General features: G+C 35.2%; 9 protein-coding genes and 1 pseudogene. 7 read left to right on the forward strand and 3 right to left on the reverse strand.

Going from position 1 to position 23,846, the window contains the following annotated elements:
* Positions 1–43: 43 nt before the first annotated feature.
* Positions 44–1,012, reverse strand: a pseudogene (locus ACHRVX_RS00005) (transposase).
* A gap of 505 nt (positions 1,013–1,517) precedes the next feature.
* Complete coding sequence (locus ACHRVX_RS00010; RefSeq protein WP_395327485.1) at positions 1,518–2,276, reverse strand: response regulator transcription factor; 759 nt, start codon at positions 2,274–2,276, stop codon at positions 1,518–1,520.
* 304 nt (positions 2,277–2,580) lie between these two features.
* Between ACHRVX_RS00010 and ACHRVX_RS00015 the strand changes: the two genes are divergently transcribed.
* The 5 genes from ACHRVX_RS00015 (at position 2,581) to ACHRVX_RS00035 (ending at position 21,277) form a co-directional block, all read left to right on the forward strand.
* Complete coding sequence (locus tag ACHRVX_RS00015; RefSeq protein ID WP_395327488.1) at positions 2,581–3,213, forward strand: hypothetical protein; 633 nt, start codon at positions 2,581–2,583, stop codon at positions 3,211–3,213.
* A 294-nt stretch (positions 3,214–3,507) separates the two neighbouring features.
* The gene (locus ACHRVX_RS00020) at positions 3,508–4,041 is read left to right on the forward strand and encodes a UpxY family transcription antiterminator (RefSeq protein ID WP_395327491.1); all 534 of its coding nucleotides are present in this window, start codon (positions 3,508–3,510) and stop codon (positions 4,039–4,041) included.
* Between the two features lie 220 nt (positions 4,042–4,261).
* Positions 4,262–13,594 (forward strand): amino acid adenylation domain-containing protein, encoded by a 9,333-nt coding sequence (locus ACHRVX_RS00025; RefSeq protein WP_395327493.1) that lies wholly within the window; start codon positions 4,262–4,264, stop codon positions 13,592–13,594.
* A gap of 175 nt (positions 13,595–13,769) precedes the next feature.
* A complete protein-coding gene (locus ACHRVX_RS00030) occupies positions 13,770–20,171 on the forward strand; it encodes an amino acid adenylation domain-containing protein (RefSeq protein WP_395327496.1) in 6,402 nt (2,133 codons plus the stop codon).
* A 344-nt stretch (positions 20,172–20,515) separates the two neighbouring features.
* A complete protein-coding gene (locus ACHRVX_RS00035) occupies positions 20,516–21,277 on the forward strand; it encodes a ThiF family adenylyltransferase (RefSeq protein WP_395327500.1) in 762 nt (253 codons plus the stop codon).
* Between the two features lie 3 nt (positions 21,278–21,280).
* On the opposite strand, the gene ACHRVX_RS00040 is transcribed toward ACHRVX_RS00035, so the two are convergent.
* Positions 21,281–22,039 carry a response regulator transcription factor gene (locus ACHRVX_RS00040; RefSeq protein ID WP_395327485.1) on the reverse strand — a complete coding sequence of 253 codons (759 nt, stop codon included), beginning with the start codon at positions 22,037–22,039 and terminating at the stop codon, positions 21,281–21,283.
* 304 nt (positions 22,040–22,343) lie between these two features.
* On the opposite strand from ACHRVX_RS00040, the gene ACHRVX_RS00045 reads away from it, so the two are divergent.
* Positions 22,344–22,976, forward strand: a complete 633-nt coding sequence (locus ACHRVX_RS00045) for a hypothetical protein (protein WP_395327502.1) — start codon at positions 22,344–22,346, stop codon at positions 22,974–22,976.
* 294 nt (positions 22,977–23,270) lie between these two features.
* Positions 23,271–23,804 carry a UpxY family transcription antiterminator gene (locus tag ACHRVX_RS00050; protein WP_395327505.1) on the forward strand — a complete coding sequence of 178 codons (534 nt, stop codon included), beginning with the start codon at positions 23,271–23,273 and terminating at the stop codon, positions 23,802–23,804.
* Positions 23,805–23,846: the final 42 nt, after the last annotated feature.

The raw sequence follows: 23,846 nt of genomic DNA on the forward strand, positions 1-23,846 counted from the left end.
AAGTGGTCGACTAAAAAATCAGGAAGCATAAATTTTAAAAGCTCTATAGGATCCATCTTAAATTCTTAGAGTACAAATCTCTTATTTTATTTTGACATTTCCTCCCCAAGATTTGTTCTTGATCCAAGTATTCTACATTCCTAACACCTCTGAATTGCGATCTAAAAGCTTTTATTTTTGCATTAAAAGATTCTGCCGATGCATTTGTACTTCTGTTATCAAAATAATTTAAGATCGTTTGATAATGATTCATAATTGTTCGAGAGATTGTATTGAAAGACTTAAAGCCAGATTGATTTATTTTTTCCTGCCATTTGGCTAGTTTAGCAAAACCAATAATTTTATCTCTTGTATTCTCAAAGATACCTCGAAGCTCTTGAGTTAGATTGTATGCTTTTTGAATATCAGGATATAATTCAAATAATAGACTAGCCCGTTCTATTTGTTTGGAGTCCATTTAGAGTTGTTTTTATATAAGAAATAGCGACTTCTGGCAAGTAACTGTTTAAGTGTATCACCATTGAGAAGTATTTTGGATTCAAAATTCACATTTGACTTCTTAGACTTTTCCGTAGCTTCATTTTCCTGATCTATGGCTTCCCAGCGATATTTGATTCTAATTTCCTGTAATGCTTCTACAGCTAGCTTTTGAACATGAAAACGATCAGTGACACGAATTGCATTGGGGAAACATTTTCGGGCAATCAATCCCATATTTCCAGCCATATCCAAAGTGATTTCCCTGACCAGATTTCTTTCTCTGACTGGTATTTTTTCAATAACTGAAATTACTGTTTCTGCTTTAGTTCAGCAACCATAGCCACAATTGTTCCTTTTCTTCCTTTAGCTGATTTATTGGTTAAAATAGTATAGAGTTCATCATTGGAAAGCGAAGTTTTATCTATTGATAATCGTTTTCCAATATTCTTAGGAAAATAAGCCATTTTTCAGCATGCACTTTTTGATACCAGGCTTTAAAATCACTCAGGAAATCTTTATATTGAGACTGCAAATTTCTACCACAAACGCAATATAAGGAAGTGATAGCATTACAATCATTTGGTTTGGAATCTATTGATCTCTTTTAAAAAAGACGCAAATTCCTGTGTGACACGAGTTCCGTCTGCGACTTAATTCCAATCCCTGAAAACTACTTTTCCGGTATCCTCATTTAGCCATCTTCTGCGAGTAATGTGTAGATATACCTTGATGTCCACTAATGGGGAAATACTGAACAGTTATCTGCTCGAAAAAACCTTTTAAACTTTATTTAGATCCACGATGTTCATTAGGAATCGAATTAATCTCTTTTAAATACAAATTAAGGATATCAGCTCCCTTTTATAAGAAGTAAGTTCAAAATAGCATTATTTCGGGTAGCAATAATTTAAGGATATCGAATCTTGCATTTGTATATAAAATTCAAATTTGGGAATTTTAATATTTCCCTCCAATAATATGTTGTAATCCCTTCTTCTGACCAATAGTTGTTTATGGAATTTAAGTTAATACAAATCCTAAATCAGTTTATTACTTGTTGCATAGGCTATTGCTTCGGCAATATTCCCCACACCGAGTTTGGTAAATAGTTTTCTTTTATGAAATTTAATCGTATCGGCAGAAACAAACATGCTTTCTGCCATATTTGCAATTGTAAATCCCCTTATGGAATACTGCAGTACTTCTTTCTCGCGGCTGGTGAGTTCTATTTTTTTGAGTATTTTCCAGAAATCACCTTCCAGGTCATAGCTGAAGATTTTGTTTTCCCCTTTTTTATAAATTTTAATGTTCCCGGACTGCAGTTCCGAGGAAAGGGAAATAATACAGATTGACTTCCATATTTTACCGTCATTGGTTAGGAAAACCGGGGTAAGTTTCTGGTTGACCAAAAAAGTCTTTCCACTGGGATTCTTTAAGCGAAAGTCATATGAAATCGTATGGTGTATGCGCTCCTCTACGGGTATATTCTGATAAAAATCAAACCCTATTGTGTTGATCTTCAACAACAGGTCCAGATCCTCTTTTATTACGTATTTAAAATAAAAGGCGTAACCGAGTTCCTGAACTTCCTCAGGTGTATGGTCACATAAAAACAATGGATTCTCGGACACATACTCAAATCCTTTTTTTTCGTAATCTATAATGTAGATACTGCTGTAAGTTGTTCTTGCAAAAGCCTTGACCAGTTCCAAATAATTCCCAAGCCGCAGGGCTTCATCTGCTGAAATTTTCTGAACTGTATTGCTGGAAGAAAAAAAGTCGTTTTCAATTACCATATGACTATATTTTTTATAGGGTGTGAATATAGGAAAAATTGGAGATATGGTGTTAAATTATTTTTATTTCTATACGAATTTAACTTCAATACGATAAGAATGTGTATTTGCATTGTATTTGAGTCTTTTTTTAACATTACGCCTCTTTTTTTACTACACTTAAAGGTAGTATTTGTCTAGTTTTCTGATAACTAGTATTTTGTGTAATATTCTGATGGTATTCCGGTAATAGTTTTGGAGAAAATAAACTACCATGATAAGCAAAACAAACCACCCGTCAATCAGTCAGAATGAAATCTTCCACATGTCAAAATTCGTAGTGACAGAAAATTTCAACCATCACTCCAATGAAATATTTCCAGGAAACTACCAAAACGATATTGATTCGGTTTACAAGGAAGAGATGGGCTTTTTGGAGCATTCCAAAATCTTCATTTCCAGAGACGATCAGGGTGATTTATTGGGCACAATCAGGGTTTTAAAATGGGATTTTGTGAGCGTATTGCCTATCCAGAAAATGTTTGGTATCGATCCTTTTCTTTGTACGGAAGGGAATGATATTAATGAAATCTGGCATATTGGGCGTTTTGCCATCAAAAAAGGGGTTCGCGATGTGAACCTTCTAAAAAAGCTGTTGGTTTCTGCCATTGCGCCAATCTGTACCCATAAGGACAATATTGCTTTTGCAGAGATAGATGCCAAATTGCTTCGTGTTTTGAAGTTAATGGGTATCAAGGCAAAAATTGTTGGGGAATCCATTGAATATTTGGGATCAGAAACCATTCCGGTTTGCATGTCATACAGTGGACTGATTGATTTTTATAACGAGAATAAAAATTTGGCTTTGCCGGAACAAAGCATTACTGGTTCCAATAGCTACAAACTACCCAATAAGGTAGTATTTAACGCAGAGAACCGCAACTACACTTTGGTGTAGTCATATGTGGAATTATCTATTGTAAGTTTACTCCAGTAAAAAAGAAGTCAGCCCATAAGTTCAGTTTTGAGTTTGTCAATGTGTTGAATTTTACCAGGATCTAAAAAAGTGAAATACCTGCCTGAAGTTTTTAAATGTGCAGCGTATTTTTTCAACCCGATCAGAATTATTGCCAGGTTGCCCAATTACCCAAAAAAAACAAAGCTAAAGAGCTAAAGAAAAGTATTTCTTAAATAAATAACCATGTGACTGGCCACAGCGCAGCTATATCCGGTCATTAAAAAACTTGCAATTATGGAAAGAAAAGAAGGTTGGCATGTTCTTTACGTAAAGTACAGACATGAAAGTAAGGTTTATAAGGAGTTGACCGAAAAAAATATCGAGGCATTTCTTCCTATGGCAGTCAGCATTAGAAAATGGAGCGACAGGACAAAAAAGATCCAGATTCCATTGTTTCCCAGTTATGTTTTTGTCCATATTAAATCCAACAGGGATTTCCATGATGTTTTAACGGTAGACAGCGGTTGTTCGTATTTGTCGTTTGGCGGTGAATACGGGACAGTTTCACCAAAAGAGATACAACAGATAAAATTTCTTGTTGAAGGAGAAGATTTTATTGATGTGCAGATTGGCAGGGTGCTTCCCCAAATAGGCGATAAGCTTAAAATCGAATACGGCGAATTATCGGGACTAGAATGTGAAGTATTCCGGATAGATAATCAGCATAGAATAAGTGTAAGGTTAAGTTCGCTGCGCCAGGATATATCGGCAATTGTTCCCTTGTCTTACTTGTCCAGTAAAACAGAAAATACTTTTGCAAAGGCATAGCTTTTATACTTTCAATTTTAAAATGATCATCCCTGACGTGTAAACGACTAAGGGATTTTTTTAGTAGTCATAGTTCTTACTATTGATTATCGAAGATTATATATATTTTAATTATATAATACGTCACATAGCCCCGGAACGTAGTTTGTGTAAAACTACAAATCAAAAAATCCCATAACGTTACCTTTTCAATATTTATTTAATTATAAAAAGCAAACTGATGAAAAATAATGTCACAAGCGTGCAGAAATATATCTGGCTTGATCAGATACTTGAAAGTGAATCACCAAAATATAACATTGGTGGCTATGCATTTATTAATGGAAGTGTTGATGTTGAGCTTTTTAAAGTAGCATTCGATATTCTGATTAAAGAAAATAATATCTTTTCATTTGTCTTTGAAGAAAAGAGCGGTTTTCCTGTATATACTCTTCAAGAAGCAGACAGAGATTTGGCATTAACGTATGTTGAAGTCTCAGATGAATCAACGGCTATTGAAATTATAGAGAAAGATTTTATAATTCCGTTTAATGTAGAGAAGGATAAGCAGCTTTATAAAATGTGGCTTATTAAAGTAGCTCCAGAATCTTACATATGGTATTCTAAATTACATCATATCATATCTGACGGTTTTTCGTTTCAGTTATTGTTTAATAAGGTAAAAAGAATTTATGAGCAATTAGCAACTAACGTTGAGTATGATGATTTGTGTATAGAAAAAAACACAACATCCTATGAAGACTTTATTGCATTAGAGAAAGAATACAGAGCTTCTGATGATTTTTCTAATGATAAAAACTTTTGGCTTGAGCGTTATCATGATTTGCCATCATTAATATATGCAGGCACTAATAAATCAACAAGCCATTGCAATATAGAAATGGTACTTACTGAATTAGAAAATAAGGCATTATGGGATTTTGCAAAAACAGAAAAACTGGGTATTTTTCATTTACTGATAGGATGCTTTTCTATTGTATTATCAAAGTATTATAATCGAAAAGAAGTCAATCTGGGAATGCCTATCCTAAACAGAAAAAATGCTGTCGAAAAACGCACTTTTGGTCCTTTTATGAGTATGTTACCATTAAAACTTACTTTAGAAACAAATGTAACTTTAAGTGATTTTATAAATGAGATTAAAAGCACACTTTTTACATGCTTTAGACATCAGCGTTTTCAGCAGGCTGATATATTAAGAAGCCTTCCTCAATCAATTTCAAAACTTTATGATGTGAGATTGTCATATGAGCGTATGCAATATGAATCTGAATTTGCAGGTAAAAAAGCTACCATACATCCATTGTCAAATGATAGTGAGGAAGACCCTATTTCAATACATGTATTTGAGGATATGAGTGGACAACTTAGTTTTAGATTTGATATTAATGAAAAATATGTTTCAAAATTTGAAGCAAATCAACTTATAGCATCTTTTAGAAAAGTATTAACTCAATTAAAAGAGACTAAAGATATTGCTATAGCAGAAATTGAAATTTTAAGTAAAGAGCAATTAAAGGAAATACAAACAATTTCAAAAGGACCAATACTAAAGAGATCCTCAGAGACATTTTTAAATCTTTGGAATACTTCGTTACTTAATTATACTTCGAAAACAGCGGTTTCCTGTCAGGCTAATTTTTTGACTTATGATAGTCTCGAAGTATATGCAAACACAGTTGCTGCATACTTACAGAAAAAAGGTGTAAATAAAGGTGACAAAGTTGGCGTGATGCTGTCCAGGTCTGAAAGAAGTATTATTGGTATTCTAGCCGCATTAAAAACAGGAGCTATTTATGTACCCATTGATGATACATATCCGGACGAAAGAAAACAATATATAATAAAAGACGCTCAATTAGATTATATTCTAACTGATTCGTTTTCTCATTCTATAACTAAAGCTAAGGAATGTAATATAGATCAAATCATTAAAGAATATTCATCATCAAAATATATTCCCGTTGTTTTGAAACCAAACGACGAAGCGTATATTATTTATACTTCAGGATCAACAGGAAATCCTAAAGGAGTAGTTATTAATCATCGATCATTATATGATTATATCATGACTTTTAGTGATTATTTTAACCTTACTGAAGAAGATATTGTTTTACAGCAAGCTTCAACAGCTTTTGATACCTCTATCGAAGAAATTTTCCCTATTCTTTCAGTAGGAGGAAATTTAGTTATTGCTTCTGATACTAAGGATTTTAATGAATTATTCAGAGATTGTGAACAATTTAAAGTTACTTTATTAAGTACCAATCCTTTTGCTTTGCAATATCTTAATGAAAACCACACAAACTATAATTTAAATTTTAAAACACTTATTAGTGGTGGAGACGTTTTAAAACCACATCAGGTGAATCAACTCATAGATACGTATGAGGTTTACAATACATATGGACCTACAGAAAGTACTGTTTGCGCCACTTATTATAAAGTCAATAAGACTGATAAAATACTATCAATAGGAAAACCTATTACAAACAGAGGCGTATATCTTTTAGACGGAATCAATATATTACCAAAAGGTGCCATAGGTGAAATTGGGCTTTCAGGCGAAGGCCTGGCAGTTTCTTATTTGAATAAAAAAGAATTAACGGATAATGCTTTTATTAATATTAATGGAGAACGCATTTATAAAACCGGAGATCTTGGAAAATGGAATGTAGATAATAACTTAATTTTTTACGGCAGAAAAGACAGTCAGTTAAGTTATAAAGGCTATCGTATTGAAGTAGGAGAAATAGAACAGGCATTACAAAAAGTAAATGCGTATATAGTAGATAGTTATGTATGTATTAATGAAGTAGGAGGTATGCCTATCCTGATTGCTTATTTAGTTGCAAATGAATCTTTTATTAATATAGCTTCATTAGTAATTGATTTAAAAAATCATTTACCGGAATTTATGATTCCTACACACTTTGTTGTTATAGATGCTATCCCTTTAATTTCTAACGGAAAAATAGATATTAAAAATCTACCGCAGCCCAAAACCGTAAATATCACAGAAGTTGTTCAGTTACCAACAACAGAACAGGAAAAAGAGATTGCCGCAATATGGCAGGAATTACTAAGACTGGATGAAGTTGATGTTACCGTAAGCTTTTTTGAGCTAGGGGGACATTCATTACTCGCTAATCAATTTATAAGTAGTTTAAGAGATAAAAAAGGAATTGAATTACCATTAAAAGATTTTTACAAATCCCCCACGATTAAAGAGATAAGTGAATTAGTTCCTTCATTAGGTAAGAAAAAAAATCAGAATATTATAGCTCCGGATCAGGAATTATATCCTTTGTCTTTTTCACAGGACAGGTTATGGTTTTTAAATCAGTTAGATCAAAAAGATACTTCCTATCACGTATCTCGGGTGATGAAACTACATGGACTTGTAGATGTCAATATACTCGAAGCCACTTTTTCAAAGCTTATAGAAAAACACGAAATTTTGAGAACGGTTTTTGTAAATCGAAATGGCGAACCGTATCAAAAAATACTTTCACCCTATTCCTATAAAATACCCGTTGTTAATTGTACGTATATAAAAGAGAGAAATAAGGAAAAAGTAATTGCCGATTGCCTGGAAAGAATAGAAAGTCAACCTTTTGAAATTGAAAAAGGACCACTTTTTAGAGTAGAATTATTAAATTTTTCAGATCAGGAAAGTGTTCTTATCTTTTGTGAACACCATTTAATTCTAGATGGCTGGACTCAGGGAATTTTATTTAGAGATTTTGTTGACATCTATAACGAACTCAAAATAAACCCGGACTTTAAGGCAGTTAAACCTGAAGTTACATTTAAAGACTATGCCTATTGGGAAAAAAATAGTTTTACCCAAAGCGTTCTCAACGAGAAATTAGATTTTTGGGAAAATAAATTTAAAGGTTTTTCTAACGAATTATTAGTGCCTTTAGATTATGAAAAAACAGAAACAGCAATAAATAAAGGAGGCACAATAGAACACGTCTTTTCCTTAGATTTTTCTGAAAGATTACGACATTTTTCTGAAAAACAGGATGTATCATTGTTTATGACTATGCTTACCGCTTTTAAAATAGCCCTATATGCATTTAGTGATAAAACAGATGTTTGCGTAGGAACTGCCGTTGCCAATAGACATTATAAAGAATTTCAGGAAGTTTTAGGCATGATTGTAAATACAATTGCATTAAGAACAACCTTTAACAGCAATGATACGTTAAAAGATATTTTAAACGAAGTAAAAGAAACTTGTCTTGACGCCTATACTTATGAAGATACGCCTTTTGGAAAAGTAGTAGAAAGAATAAATCCCGAAAGAGGTTTACATCTCAATCCCTTATTTCAATACATGTTCAGTTTTGTGAATGTTCCTATGCAAACTATGTCTTTGCTTGATGCCGAAATAGAAATTTTGAAAGGACATAATAAATCATCGCGATTTGATATTAGTGTTGTTGTAAATACGGTATATGAACAAGCAGATTTTCTCTCAGATAATAAACCGGACAGAAGAATCTCCGTTGAATGGGACTACAATGCAGCTATTTTTAAGCACTCTACTATGGAGCGTATTTTAAAAATATACATTAAAATACTTGATGCCCTTATTGAAAATCCTGCTCAGTCTTTAGCAGCATTGGATTATATCCCTAAATTAGAAAAAGAAATACTTTTAAATGATTTTAATCCTAAAAAAGCAGATAATTTTTTAGGTAAAACTGCGGTTGATATGTTTCAGGATCAGGTTGCAAAAACGCCGGATGCCGTTGCCTTGTTGTTCGAAAACAGAAGCGTTACGTATAAAGAATTGGATAAAGTGTCAAATCAATTAGCCCATTATTTATTAAACAACTTTGATATTAAAGTTGAGGATTTAATCACAGTAAAATTAGAACGCAGTGAGTGGATATATATCGCCTTACTCTCCGTTTTAAAAACCGGAGGAGCCTATGTTCCTATTGATCCGGGATATCCACAACAAAGAATCACTTATATAGAACAGGATAGTAATTGTAAAGTTGTAATTGATGAGCAGCTTTTAAACAACTTTATTTCTTATCAGGATGATTATAATAAAACATTACCGGAAATTACTTTGAACTCCAATAATCTTATGTACATAATATATACATCAGGTTCAACCGGACAGCCAAAGGGAGTAATGATTGAACACAATAGTTTAGTGAATTATATTATAAACCAGACAAAAATATTTGGTTTTGATAATTCAGATCGTGTACTACAATTTTCGAATCCTGCATTTGATGCGTCTATGGAACAAATCTTTTTAGCTTTGTTTAATGGAGGAATGCTTGTAGGAGTGTCAAAAGAACGTATTATTGATCCTACTGATTTTATAAACGTATTACAAGAATATGCAATTACACATTTGCATACAACACCAGGTTATTTAGCATTTTTAGATGATCTTTCTAGTTGTAAAACAATAAAAAGAGTCATTGCGGGAGGAGAAATCTGCTCTAGAAAATTAGCCGAAAAAATGATTAAGACAGCAGATTTTTATAATAAATACGGACCTACAGAAGCCACAATTAGCGCTACAATGTGCAAGGTAACTAAGAGCCATTTAGCAAGAAATAGTATTTCTATTGGTAAACCACTAAAGAATGCCGAGATTTTTATTTTATCAGATGACCTGACACTAAAACCTATTGGAGTTTTTGGAGAAATATGCATTTCAGGAGTTGGTTTGTCGAGAGGATATTTAAATAACGAAGATTTAACGGCAGAAAAATTTATTCCACATCCTTTAAAGGAAGGAGCTAAATTATACAAAACAGGTGATTTAGGAAGATGGTTGTCTGATGGAACTATAGAATTTTCAGGACGTAAAGATCATCAGGTAAAAGTAAGAGGATATCGTATAGAATTAGGAGAAATAGAGCATGCAATAGTATCTCAGGATAATATTAGTCAATGTGTGGTCGATGTACAGAATATAGATGGCGATCAGGTAATTGTTTCGTATTTCGTTGCAGAAAAACAAATAGACAAACAAGAACTTCGTTTGCAATTGAGTAATCATTTGCCGGATTATATGTTGCCGGGTTATTATGTACAATTAGAAACTATTCCATTAACAGCACACGGAAAAGTCGATAAAAAATTATTGCCAACTGTAGGTGTCGGAGACATTGTTCAACAAAAATACATAGCACCTGTCACAGTTTTAGAGAAGGAATTAGTTTTAATCTGGGAGGACTTACTGGGATTGGGAAAAATAGGAATCACTGATAATTTTTTCGAATCAGGCGGACATAGCCTAAAAGTGACCTTGCTGGTCAATAAAATCAATCGCCAGCTGGGGTATGAGATAAGCGTGAAAGAAGTCTTTTTGAACCCAACCATTTCAGGAATTATATCCCAATTACAAAGATCAGCATTTAGCTCGATACCAAAAGCAGCAGCTCAGGAAAATTATGTTTTAACATCCTCACAGCATAGGTTATGGATCTTAAGCCAGTTTGAATCGGGGAGTCTGGCCTATAATATTCCGGGTTCTTTTGAACTTGAAGGGATGCTGGATATTGATAACTTGACACAAGCCTTTGATACCGTCATTGCCAGACACGAAAGCCTCAGGACCTTTTTCCAGCGAAATGATCAGGGCGAAGTACGCCAGTTTATTGTTGATGCTTCGGCTGTTGATTTTAAAATTGAATATTTTGATTACACTCAGGTGGACGATCAGGATATGGCAGTATCAAAAAGAGCCGTTGAGAGCTATAACTATCAATTTGATCTTTCACAGGCGCCTTTGGTGCGATTACATCTCATAAAATTATCAAACGACAAACATGTGCTGCTTTTCAATATGCACCATATTATTAGCGATGGCTGGTCGATGGGAATTTTAAGCAGGGAACTGATCACAATTTATGATAATTTGGTTCACGCCAAAAACAGCAATCTGCCAGAACTTACGATCCAATATAAAGATTATGCTTCGTGGATGAAAAGTGAGCAACAAACCTCTAAACTAAAAAAAGCACAGCAGTACTGGCTGGATGTATTTAGCGGACACCTTCCTATACTGGAACTTCCCACCCATAAAATCAGGCCAAAAGTCAAAACCTATGCAGGAGATTCAGTTACCTATGATTTTTCCAAAGAAGCAAGTTTAAATTTTAAATTATTTTCAGAAAAGAAAAACGCAAGTCTTTTTATGGTTCTAATGGCAGGAATCAACGGACTTCTTTCCAGATATACCAATACAGGGGATGTTATTTTAGGAACCCCAATAGCCGGAAGAGAACACAGCGATCTGGAAAACCAAATAGGGCTTTATTTAAATACACTTGCCATTCGCACCACATTTGACCCGACAGCAAGTTTTGAAGAATTACTCGACATACAAAAAGAAACCCTTTTGAATGCCTATTCCCATCAGGAATATCCACTTGATAACCTGGCCGAAGAATTAGGATTGGGAAGGGACACCAGCCGGTCTGCACTTTTTGATGTTCTTGTCGTATTGCAAAACCAGCAGGATTTATTTGGATCAGATAATTTACAGATAGAAAACCTGAAGTTAAAACCCTACAAAGGATATCAGAGAAAAGTAAGTCAATTTGATTTAAGCTTTATTTTTTCAGAAAAACAAGGACAGTTATCCCTGCATGTCGAGTACAATACAGATATTTACGAGCCGTATTTTGTTGAGAGACTGGTATCCCATTTTGATGCCTTTTTAACAGAAGCGACCCAGAGACCCGATCAAAAAGTAGCAAAAATCAATTATTTGGGCTTTTATGAAGAATCCCAATTATTGTATGAATTTAATACTACAACAGCTGGTTATCCGGATACTACAATGGTCGATTTATTTGTGAATCAGGCCATAAAAACTCCTGAACAGATTGCCCTGATAACAGATCATAAAAGTTATACCTATAAAGAACTCGATGAGGTTTCCAACCAATTGTCACATTATTTGCTGAGCCATTATAATTTAGGAATTGAAGATCTGGTAGGGGTAAAGCTGGACCGAAGCGAGTGGCTTTTAATATCGTTACTGGCTGTTTTAAAATCAGGCTGTGCCTATGTGCCCATTGATCCCAATTATCCTGCGCAGCGTATTGCCTATATTGAGCAGGACAGCAAATGTAAGGTAACCATAGACGAGGTAGTTATAAGAGCTTTTACCAACTCAGAAGTTATTTCAACGACGCTTCCAGAGGTGAGTTTTAATTCCAATAATCTGGCCTATATCATCTATACCTCAGGATCTACGGGAAAACCCAAAGGCGTTATGATTACCCATAAAAATGCCTCTTCAATGCTGCACTGGTCACAAAGGGAATTTGGCGATACTGCTTTTGATACCCTTTACGCGGTAACATCCCATTGTTTTGATTTATCGGTATATGAATTTTTCTATCCGTTAAGTATAGGCAAACAAATACGCTTATTGCAAAACGGATTATCAATAGCAGATTATATTGACAGAGATAAAAATGTACTGATAAATACAGTTCCTTCGGTTGTTCATGCCCTTATTGATAAAGGTGTCTCATTTGAAAACGCGGTTGGGATTAACCTTGCCGGAGAAGCGTTTCCGGTAAGCATTGCCAATCATTTCAGGGATTCCGGAATTGCACTGCGAAATTTATACGGACCCTCAGAAGATACCACCTACAGCAGTTATTACAGGGTTGAAGGATTTTATGAAAGTTCGGTGCCTATTGGCAAAGCGATAGACAATACCCAGTTTTATATCCTGTCAGATGCTTTGGCGGTACAGCCTGTAGGGGTTATTGGCGAGATCTGTATTTCAGGTGAGGGATTGTCACGAGGTTATTTATACCAGCCTGAACTAACGGCAGAAAAGTTTATTGCGCATCCTTTTGGTGAGAAGGGAAAACTCTATAAAACCGGAGATTTGGGCAAATGGCTGCCAGACGGGACAATTGTTTGTATTGGCAGAAAAGACAGTCAGGTAAAAATCAGGGGATATCGTGTAGAACTCGGCGAGATCGAACAGGTGCTGGAATCCCAGGAAAACATCGATCAATGTGTTGTTGTGGTGGGCAGCGTTCAGGACGAACAGGTTATTATCAGTTACATAGTTAGTGCTGCCATTATAGACAAACAACAGCTTCGATTATCACTCGGGCGTGAATTGCCTGAGTATATGCTGCCGAGTTACTATGTCTTTCTGGATCAATTACCGCTTACGCCAAATGGCAAGATCGATAAAAATGGATTGCCAGCAGTAAGTACACAGGATATTATCCAGCTTGAATATGTAGCGCCTTCTAATGAAATAGAAGAAAAACTCGTTGTTATCTGGAAAGAAATATTAGGATTAGAAAAAATAGGAATCACTGATAATTTTTTCGAATTAGGCGGAAATAGCTTAAAAGCTTCTGTTTTAATAAACAAAATAAACAGAGCTTTTGATACCAGATTATCAATTCAGGATTTATATGAAACCCAAGAGATAATTGGAGTTTCAAATAAACTTCAATTCATTGTTTTTCAAAATGAATTAGCCATAGAAACTGCTGATGATTTTGATGAAATAATGATATAAAGTTCTTCTTTTTTACAACAAAATTCATTCTTTTTAAGCATGGCTATTCCATATAGTCATGCTTTTTTGCATTGATAATACACTTATTTTAGATATTTCCATTCTTATCTACAGGATAAAAATAGCGTTAAGATTCTAAAAATGAGTTTCATATTTACTTTTAAAAAATCATATTGTGATAGAAAATCTAATACATACGTTACAGTCATTAAAAATCAGGCTTACGATAGATAATGGAAACCTGAAAATTAATGCTCCTAAGGGTACTTTAACACCTGAAATTATTGATGATATTAAAGCTCATAAAAATGAACTTATCACATTACTTTCTTCATCAGAGTCTATTCCTAAAGCAGAAAACAAGGAATATTATGCACTTACTTCATCCCAACATCGATTATGGACATTGAGTCAGTTTGAAACAGGTAATTCAGCATATAACATATTTGAAGCATTTGAATTTAAAGGATCGTTAGATTTTGAAAAATTAACCAAAGCGTTTAATTTTTTAATTAACCGACATGAGAGTTTACGCACTGTTTTTAAAGAAGATGAACATGGAAAATTAGGACAGTATATAATTCCTGTCGAACAATATTCAGGAGCTTTGCAGGTTGTAGATTTAAACAATGCTACAAATGAAGTAGTAAGCAATTACACTGATACTATTCAAAAGCATGCTTTTGATTTAGCAAAAGGGCCTTTATTTATAGGGGATATTGTAAAAGTATCTGACGATAGAAATATCCTAATGTTAAATATGCATCATATCATTGGCGATGGCTGGTCTATGGGGGTTTTGAGTACAGAATTTATGACAATATATAATGGATTGTCTACAGAAAATGAAGTGATATTGCCGGAATTGCCTATTCAGTATAAAGATTATTCAGAATGGCAAAATAGCCAGGCAAGGCAATCGGTACTTGAAAAAACAAAAGCATTTTGGTTAGATACTTTTTCGGGAGAAATCCCTATTTTGGCATTGCCATCCAATAAAACCAGACCAAAGCTAAAAACTTATAATGGCTCAGGATTAGATTATTTGTTTTCTAAAACAAGTACATCCCAACTTAATACATATGCGCAACAAAATAGCGTGAGTCTTTTTATGGTTTTAATGGCAGGAATCAACGGATTACTTTCCAGATATACCAATACCAGAGATATTATTTTAGGAACTCCCGTGGCAGGAAGAGCGCATAGCGATTTAGAAAATCAGGTAGGATTATATTTGAACACATTAGCAATTCGTACAACATTTGAGCAAGAAGTTACTTTTGAGGAGTTATTGGCAGTACAAAAACAAACTTTGTTAAATGCTTATTCCCATCAGGAATATCCTTTTGATAATCTGGTTGAGGATCTGGGTATAAAAAGAGATTTAAGCAGATCCGTTTTGTTTGATGCTTTAATTGTGTTTCAAAATCAGGAAGAATTGTTAACATCCGAAGGTTTGACACTAAATAACGTTGAGGTATCTCCTTATAAACAGTTGAAAAAATCATTTAGTAAGTTTGATTTGAGCTTTATTTTCAGAGAAAAGCAAGGACAATTATCGTTATATATCGAATACAATACAGATATTTACGAACTGGATTTTATAGAAAAACTAGTTTCACATTTTGATAAATTCTTAACAGAAGCAATTCAAAATCCGGATCAAAAAGTAGCCAAAATTAATTATTTGGGCTTTTATGAAGAATCCCAATTATTGTATGAATTTAATACTACAACAGCTGGTTATCCGGATACTACAATGGTCGATTTATTTGTGAATCAGGCCATAAAAACCCCTGAGCAAATTGCCCTGATAACAGATCATAAAAGTTATACATATAAGGAACTCGATGAGGTTTCCAACCAATTGTCGCATTATTTGCTGAGCCATTATAATCTGGGAATTGAAGATCTGGTAGGGGTAAAGCTGGACCGAAGCGAGTGGCTTTTAATATCGTTACTGGCTGTTTTAAAATCAGGCTGTGCCTATGCGCCCATTGATCCCAATTATCCTGCGCAGCGTATTGCCTATATTGAGCAGGACAGCAAATGTAAGGTGACTATAGACCAGATGTTTATAACAGCTTTTACCAACTCAGAAGTTATTTCAACGAAGCTTCCAGAGGTAAGTTTTAATTCCAATAATCTGGCCTATATCATCTATACCTCAGGATCTACGGGAAAACCAAAAGGCGTTATGATTACCCATAAAAATGCCTCTTCAATGCTGCACTGGTCACAAAGGGAATTTAGCGATACTGCTTTTGATACACTTTACGCGGTAACGTCCCATTGTTTTGATTTATCGGTATATGAATTTTTCTATCCGTTAAGTATAGGCAAACAAATACGCTTATTGCAAAACGGATTATCAATAGCAGATTATATTGACGCAGATAAAAATGTACTCATAAATACAGTTCCCTCGGTTGTTCATGCCCTTATTGATAAAGGTGTCTCATTTGAAAATGCGGTTGGGATTAACCTTGCCGGAGAAGCGTTTCCGGTAAGCATCGCCAATCATTTCAGGGATTCCGGAATTGCACTGCGAAATTTATACGGACCCTCAGAAGATACCACCTACAGCAGTTATTACAGGGTTGAAGGATTTTATGAAAGTTCGGTGCCTATTGGCAAAGCGATAGACAATACCCAGTTTTATATCCTTTCAGATGCTTTGTCGGTACAGCCTGTAGGGGTTATTGGCGAGATCTGTATTTCAGGTGAGGGATTGTCACGAGGTTATTTATACCAGCCTGAACTAACGGCAGAAAAGTTTATTGCGCATCCTTTTGGTGAGAAGGGAAAACTCTATAAAACCGGAGATTTGGGCAAATGGCTGCCAGACGGGACAATTGTTTGTATTGGCAGAAAAGACAGTCAGGTAAAAATCAGGGGATATCGTGTAGAACTCGGCGAGATCGAACAGGTGCTGGAATCCCAGGAAAACATCGATCAATGTGTTGTTGTGGTGGGCAGCGTTCAGGACGAACAGGTTATTATCAGTTACATAGTTAGTGCTGCGATTATAGACAAACAACAGCTTCGATTATCACTCGGGCGTGAATTGCCTGAGTATATGCTGCCGAGTTACTATGTGTTTCTGGATCAATTACCGCTTACGCCAAATGGTAAGATCGATAAAAATGGATTGCCTCCCGTAAGTACACAGGATATTATCCAGCTTGAATATCTAGCTCCTGTCACAGCTTTAGAGAAGGAATTAGTTTTAATCTGGGAGGACTTACTGGGATTGGAGAAAATAGGAATCACTGATAATTTTTTCGAATCAGGCGGACATAGCCTAAAAGTGACCTTGCTGGTCAATAAAATCAATCGCCAGCTGGGGTATGAGATAAGCGTGAAAGAAGTCTTTTTGAACCCAACCATTTCAGGAATTATATCCCAATTACAAAGATCAGCATTTAGCTCGATACCAAAAGCAGCAGCTCAGGAAAATTATGTTTTAACATCCTCACAGCACAGGCTATGGATCTTAAGCCAGTTTGAATCGGGGAGTCAGGCCTATAATATTCCGGGTTCTTTTGAACTTGAAGGGATGCTGGATATTGATAACTTAACACAAGCCTTTGATACCGTCATTGCCAGACACGAAAGCCTCAGGACCTTTTTCCAGCGAAATGATCAGGGCGAAGTACGCCAGTTTATTGTTGATGCTTCGGCTGTTGATTTTAAAATTGAATATTTTGATTACAGCCAGGTGGACGATCAGGATATGGCAGTATCAAAAAGAGCCGTTGAGAGCTATAACTATCAATTTGACCTTTCACAGGCGCCTTTGGTGCGATTACATCTTATAAAATTATCAAAAGATAAACATGTGCTGCTTTTCAATATGCACCATATTATTAGCGATGGCTGGTCGATGGGAATTTTAAGCAGGGAACTGATCACAATTTATGATAATTTGGTTCACGCCAAAAACAGCAATCTGCCAGAACTTACGATCCAATATAAAGATTATGCTTCGTGGATGAAAAGTGAGCAACAAACCTCTAAACTAAAAAAAGCACAGCAGTACTGGCTGGATGTATTTAGCGGACACCTTCCTATACTGGAACTTCCCACCCATAAAATCAGGCCAAAAGTCAAAACCTATGCTGGAGATTCAGTTAGTTATGATTTTTCCAAAGAAGCAAGTTTAAATTTTAAATTGTTTTCAGAAAAGAAAAACGCAAGTCTTTTTATGGTTCTAATGGCAGGAATCAACGGACTTCTTTCCAGATATACCAATACAAGTGATATTATTTTAGGAACCCCAATAGCCGGAAGAGAACACAGTGATCTGGAAAACCAAATAGGGCTTTATTTAAATACACTTGCCATTCGCACCACTTTTGACCAGATGGCAAGTTTTGAAGAATTACTCGACATACAAAAAGAAACCCTTTTGAATGCCTATTCCCATCAGGAATATCCACTTGATAACCTGGCCGAAGAATTAGGATTGGGAAGGGACACCAGCCGGTCTGCACTTTTTGATGTTCTGGTCGTATTGCAAAACCAGCAGGATTTATTTGGATCAGATAATTTACAGATAGAAAACCTGAAGTTAAACCCCTACAAAGGATATCAGAGAAAAGTAAGCCAATTTGATTTAAGCTTTGTTTTTTCAGAAAAACAAGGACAGTTATCCCTGCATGTCGAGTACAATACAGATATTTACGAGCCGAATTTTGTTGAAAGACTGGTATCCCATTTTGATACCTTTTTAACAGAAGCGACCCAGAGACCGGATCAAAAAGTAGCCAAAATTAATTATTTGGGCTTTTATGAAGAATCCCAATTATTGTATGAATTTAATACTACAACAGCTGGTTATCCAGATATTACAATGGTCGATTTATTTGTAAATCAGGCCATAAAAACCCCTGAGCAAATTGCCCTGATAACAGATCATAAAAATTATACCTATAAAGAACTCGATGAGGTTTCCAACCAATTGTCACATTATTTGCTGAGCCATTACAATTTAGGAATTGAAGATCTGGTAGGGGTAAAGCTGAACCGAAGCGAGTGGCTTTTAATATCGTTACTGGCTGTTTTAAAATCAGGCTGTGCCTATGTGCCCATTGATCCCAATTATCCTGCCCAGCGTATTGCCTATATTGAGCAGGACAGCAAATGTAAGGTAACAATAGACCAGATGTTCATAACAGCTTTTACCAACTCAGAAGTTATATCAACGACCCTTCCAGAGGTAAGTTTTAATTCCAATAATCTGGCCTATATCATCTATACCTCAGGATCTACGGGAAAACCCAAAGGCGTTATGATTACCCATAAAAATGCATCTTCAATGCTGCACTGGTCACAAAGGGAATTTGGCGATACTGCCTTTGATACCCTTTATGCGGTAACGTCCCATTGTTTTGATTTATCGGTATATGAATTTTTCTATCCGTTAAGTATAGGCAAACAAATACGCTTATTGCAAAACGGATTATCAATAGCAGATTATATTGACAGAGATAAAAATGTACTGATAAATACAGTTCCTTCTGTTGTTCATGCCCTTATTGATAAAGGTGTCTCATTTGAAAACGCGGTTGGGATTAACCTTGCCGGAGAAGCATTTCCGGTAAGTATTGCCAATCATTTCAGGGATTCCGGAATTGCACTGCGAAATTTATACGGACCCTCAGAAGATACCACCTACAGCAGTTATTACAGGGTTGAAGGATTTTATGAAAGTTCGGTACCTATTGGCAAAGCGATAGACAATACCCAGTTTTATATCCTGTCAGATGCTTTGGCGGTACAGCCTGTAGGGGTTATTGGCGAGATCTGTATTTCAGGTGAGGGATTGTCACGAGGTTATTTATACCAGCCTGAACTAACGGCAGAAAAGTTTATTGCGCATCCTTTTGGTGAGAAGGGAAAACTCTATAAAACCGGAGATTTGGGCAAATGGCTGCCAGACGGGACAATTGTTTGTATTGGCAGAAAAGACAGTCAGGTAAAAATCAGGGGATATCGTGTAGAACTCGGCGAGATCGAACAGGTGCTGGAATCCCAGGAAAACATCGATCAATGTGTTGTTGTGGTGGGCAGCGTTCAGGACGAACAGGTTATTATCAGTTACATAGTTAGTGCTGCCATTATAGACAAACAACAGCTTCGATTATCACTCGGGCGTGAATTGCCTGAATATATGCTGCCGAGTTACTATGTATTTCTGGATCAATTACCTCTTACGCCAAATGGCAAGATCGATAAAAATGGATTGCCGGCGGTAAGTACACAGGATATTATCCAGCTTGAATATGTAGCGCCTTCTAATGAAATAGAAGAAAAATTGGTCTCTATATGGGAGGAAGTTTTACAAAAGGAAAAAATAGGCGTAGAAGATAGCTTTTTTGCACTTGGAGGACATAGTTTAAAAGCAATTCAGGTTATTTCTAAAATTCAAAAAGAGTTTAATTTCAAGATTGAACTTAAAGAATTATACAACGAACCAACTATTACGAATTTGGCACGTTACATAGAATCCATACAAATCTTAAATAATCAGCAGAAAGTTTCTTCTGTTATTGGCGAAGAATTAGTTTTTTAAATTTCTGTGCTTTTATAGAAAGGTTAATAAAGCAGTTGCGAGAATATTCTTGTAACTGCTTTTTTGTTTTTATAAGTATTAGTTTCAAAGAGTTTTTTTTATTTAAAATCATGAAACTAAATAAATGACTATCAATACCTTGTATGAATATCTCCTTTTTTAGTCAATAAAATATTGTTAATTTGGTTTAAAATCAAATTTTTTAATTTAGTTTAGAGCTACGGGAAATAATTTTTTCCAGTGTGATTATAGTAACGGTACTGGAGTATGAACTAGTAAATACTACCCTTTTGGTTAAAGAAATACCTATTGTTTATGTTTACTTTTGACTTAAAAAACTAATTATGGAAGATCGTTATTCAAGAAATAGACTTTATCTTACTGAAGAAGAACAGGAGATTATAAAAAACTTTCCAATTTTGTTAGCTGGAAGTGGTATTGGCAGTGTGATTGCTGAATGTGCACTACGTTTTGGTTTTGAAAAAATCACGATTGTAGATGGAGATCAGGTAGAACGATCTAATTTAAACAGACAGAATTATACTGAAGATGATGTCGATATGAATAAGGTCGACGCTTTAGCAAGACGATTAAAATCGATTAATAAAAATGCAGAAATCAATTGTCTCGATTTTTTCTTAACTGTTGATAATGTAGGGGATCACCTTAAAGGTCATAAAGCAGCGGTGAATGCGCTGGATTTTTCATCACCCGTACCGCTTATATTTGATACCGCTTGCCAAAAACTGGGTATTCCAATTTTGCATCCATACAATATAGGGTGGGGAAGCCTGGTTACAGTAATTGCAAAAGATGGTCTGTTATTGGATGCAATAGCAGATTCTGATGAGCAATTTAATGAAGTAACTCTAGTCGAGTATGCTTCAAGTTATATGAGATTTTGGGGAAATCCGCAAAGTTGGATTGATGACATTATTGAAAAATACAGGAATGAGAAAGAAACTTTACCGCCACCACAATTGTCAATCGCGTCATGGTCAGTAGCGGCAGTTTGCACTCATTTATTATACAATATTGCTACAGGTAAAAAATTTAAAAAATTCCCTGAATTTTATTTATCATCCATCATTGAAGAGGAAGTATAATTTCTAAATCAGTTTATTACTTGTTGCATAGGCTATTGCTTCGGCAATATTCCCCACACCGAGTTTGGTGAATAGTTTTCTTTTATGAAATTTAATCGTATCGGCAGAAACAAACATGCTTTCTGCCATATTTGCAATTGTAAATCCCCTTATGGAATACTGCAATACTTCTTTCTCGCGGCTTGTGAGTTCTATTTTTTTGAGTATTTTCCAGAAATCACCTTCCAGGTCATAGCTGAAGATTTTGTTTTCTCCTTTTTTATAAATTTTAATGTTCCCGGACTGCAGTTCCGAGGAAAGGGAAATAATACAGATTGACTTCCATATTTTACCGTCATTGGTTAGGAAAACCGGGGTAAGTTTCTGGTTGACCAAAAAAGTCTTTCCACTGGGATTCTTTAAGCGAAAGTCATATGAAATCGTATGGTGTATACGCTCCTCTACGGGTATATTCTGATAAAAATCAAACCCTATTGTGTTAATCTTCAACAACAGGTCCAGATCCTCTTTTATTACGTATTTAAAATAAAAGGCGTAACCCAGTTCCTGAACTTCCTCAGGTGTATGGTCACATAAAAACAATGGATTCTCGGACACATACTCAAATCCTTTTTTTTCGTAATCTATAATGTAGATACTGCTGTAAGTTGTTCTTGCAAATGCCTTGACCAGTTCCAAATAATTTCCAAGCCGCAGGGCTTCATCTGCTGAAATTTTCTGAACCGTATTGCTGGAAGAAAAAAAGTCGTTTTCAATTACCATATGACTATATTTTTTATAGGGTGTGAATATAGGAAAAATTGGAGATATGGTGTTAAATTATTTTTATTTCTATACGAATTTAACTTCAATACGATAAGAATGTGTGTTTGCATTGTATTTGAGTCTTTTTTTAACATTACGCCTCTTTTTTTACTACACTTAAAGGTAGTATTTGTCTAGTTTTCTGATAACTAGTATTTTGTGTAATATTCTGATGGTATTCCGGTAATAGTTTTGGAGAAAATAAACTACCATGATAAGCAAAACAAACCACCGGTCAATCAGTCAGAATGAAATTTTCCACATGTCAAAATTCGTAGTGACAGAAAATTTCAACCATCACTCCAATGAAATATTCCCAGGAAACTACCAAAACGATATTGATTCGGTTTACAAGGAAGAGATGGCCTTTTTGGAGCATTCCAAAATCTTCATTTCGAAAGACGATCAGGGTGATTTATTGGGCACTATCAGGGTTTTAAAATGGGATTTTATGAGCGTCTTGCCTATCCAGAAAATGTTTGGTATCGATCCTTTTCTTTGTACGGAAGGGAATGATATTAATGAAATCTGGCATATTGGGCGTTTTGCCATCAAAAAAGGGGTTCGCGATGTGAACCTTCTAAAAAAGCTGTTGGTTTCTGCCATTGCGCCAATCTGTACCCATAAGGACAATATTGCTTTTGCAGAGATAGATGCCAAATTGCTTCGTGTTTTGAAGTTAATGGGTATCAAGGCAAAAATTGTTGGGGAATCCATTGAATATTTGGGATCAGAAACCATTCCGGTTTGCATGTCATACAGTGGACTGATTGATTTTTATAACGAGAATAAAAATTTGGCTTTGCCGGAACAAGGCATTACTGGTTCCAATAGCTACAAACTACCCAATAAGGTAGTATTTAACGCAGAGAACCGCAACTACACTTTGGTGTAGTCATATGTGGAATTATCTATTGTAAGTTTACTCCAGTAAAAAAGAAGTCAGCCCATAAGTTCAGTTTTGAGTTTGTCAATGTGTTGAATTTTACCAGGATCTAAAAAAGTGAAATACCTGCCTGAAGTTTTTAAATGTGCAGCGTATTTTTTCAACCCGATCAGAATTATTGCCAGGTTGCCCAATTACCCAAAAAAAACAAAGCTAAAGAGCTAAAGAAAAGTATTTCTTAAATAAATAACCATGTGACTGGCCACAGCGCAGCTATATCCGGTCATTAAAAAACTTGCAATTATGGAAAGAAAAGAAGGTTGGCATGTTCTTTACGTAAAGTACAGACATGAAAGTAAGGTTTATAAGGAGTTGACCGAAAAAAATATCGAGGCATTTCTTCCTATGGCTGTTAGCATTAGAAAATGGAGCGACAGGACAAAAAAGATCCAGATTCCATTGTTTCCCAGTTATGTTTTTGTCCATATTAAATCCAACAGGGATTTCCATGATGTTTTAACGGTAGACAGCGGTTGTTCGTATTTGTCGTTTGGCGGTGAATACGGGACAGTTTCACCAAAAGAGATACAACAGATAAAATTTCTTGTTGAAGGCGAAGATTTTAGTGATGTGCAGATTGGCAGGGTGCTTCCCCAAATAGGCGATAAGCTTAAAATCGAATACGGCGAATTATCAGGACTTGAATGTGAAGTATTCCGGATAGATAATCAGCATAGAATAAGTGTAAGGTTAAGTTCGCTGCGCCAGGATATATCGGCAGTTGTTCCCTTGTCTTACTTGTCCAATAAAACAGAAAATACTTTTGCAAAGGCATAATTACTCCATACAGGACATAAATATCACATTATTAATTCAAAT

This window comes from Flavobacterium sp. FlaQc-47, from assembly GCF_044006475.1.
Taxonomy (GTDB): Bacteria; Bacteroidota; Bacteroidia; order Flavobacteriales; family Flavobacteriaceae; genus Flavobacterium.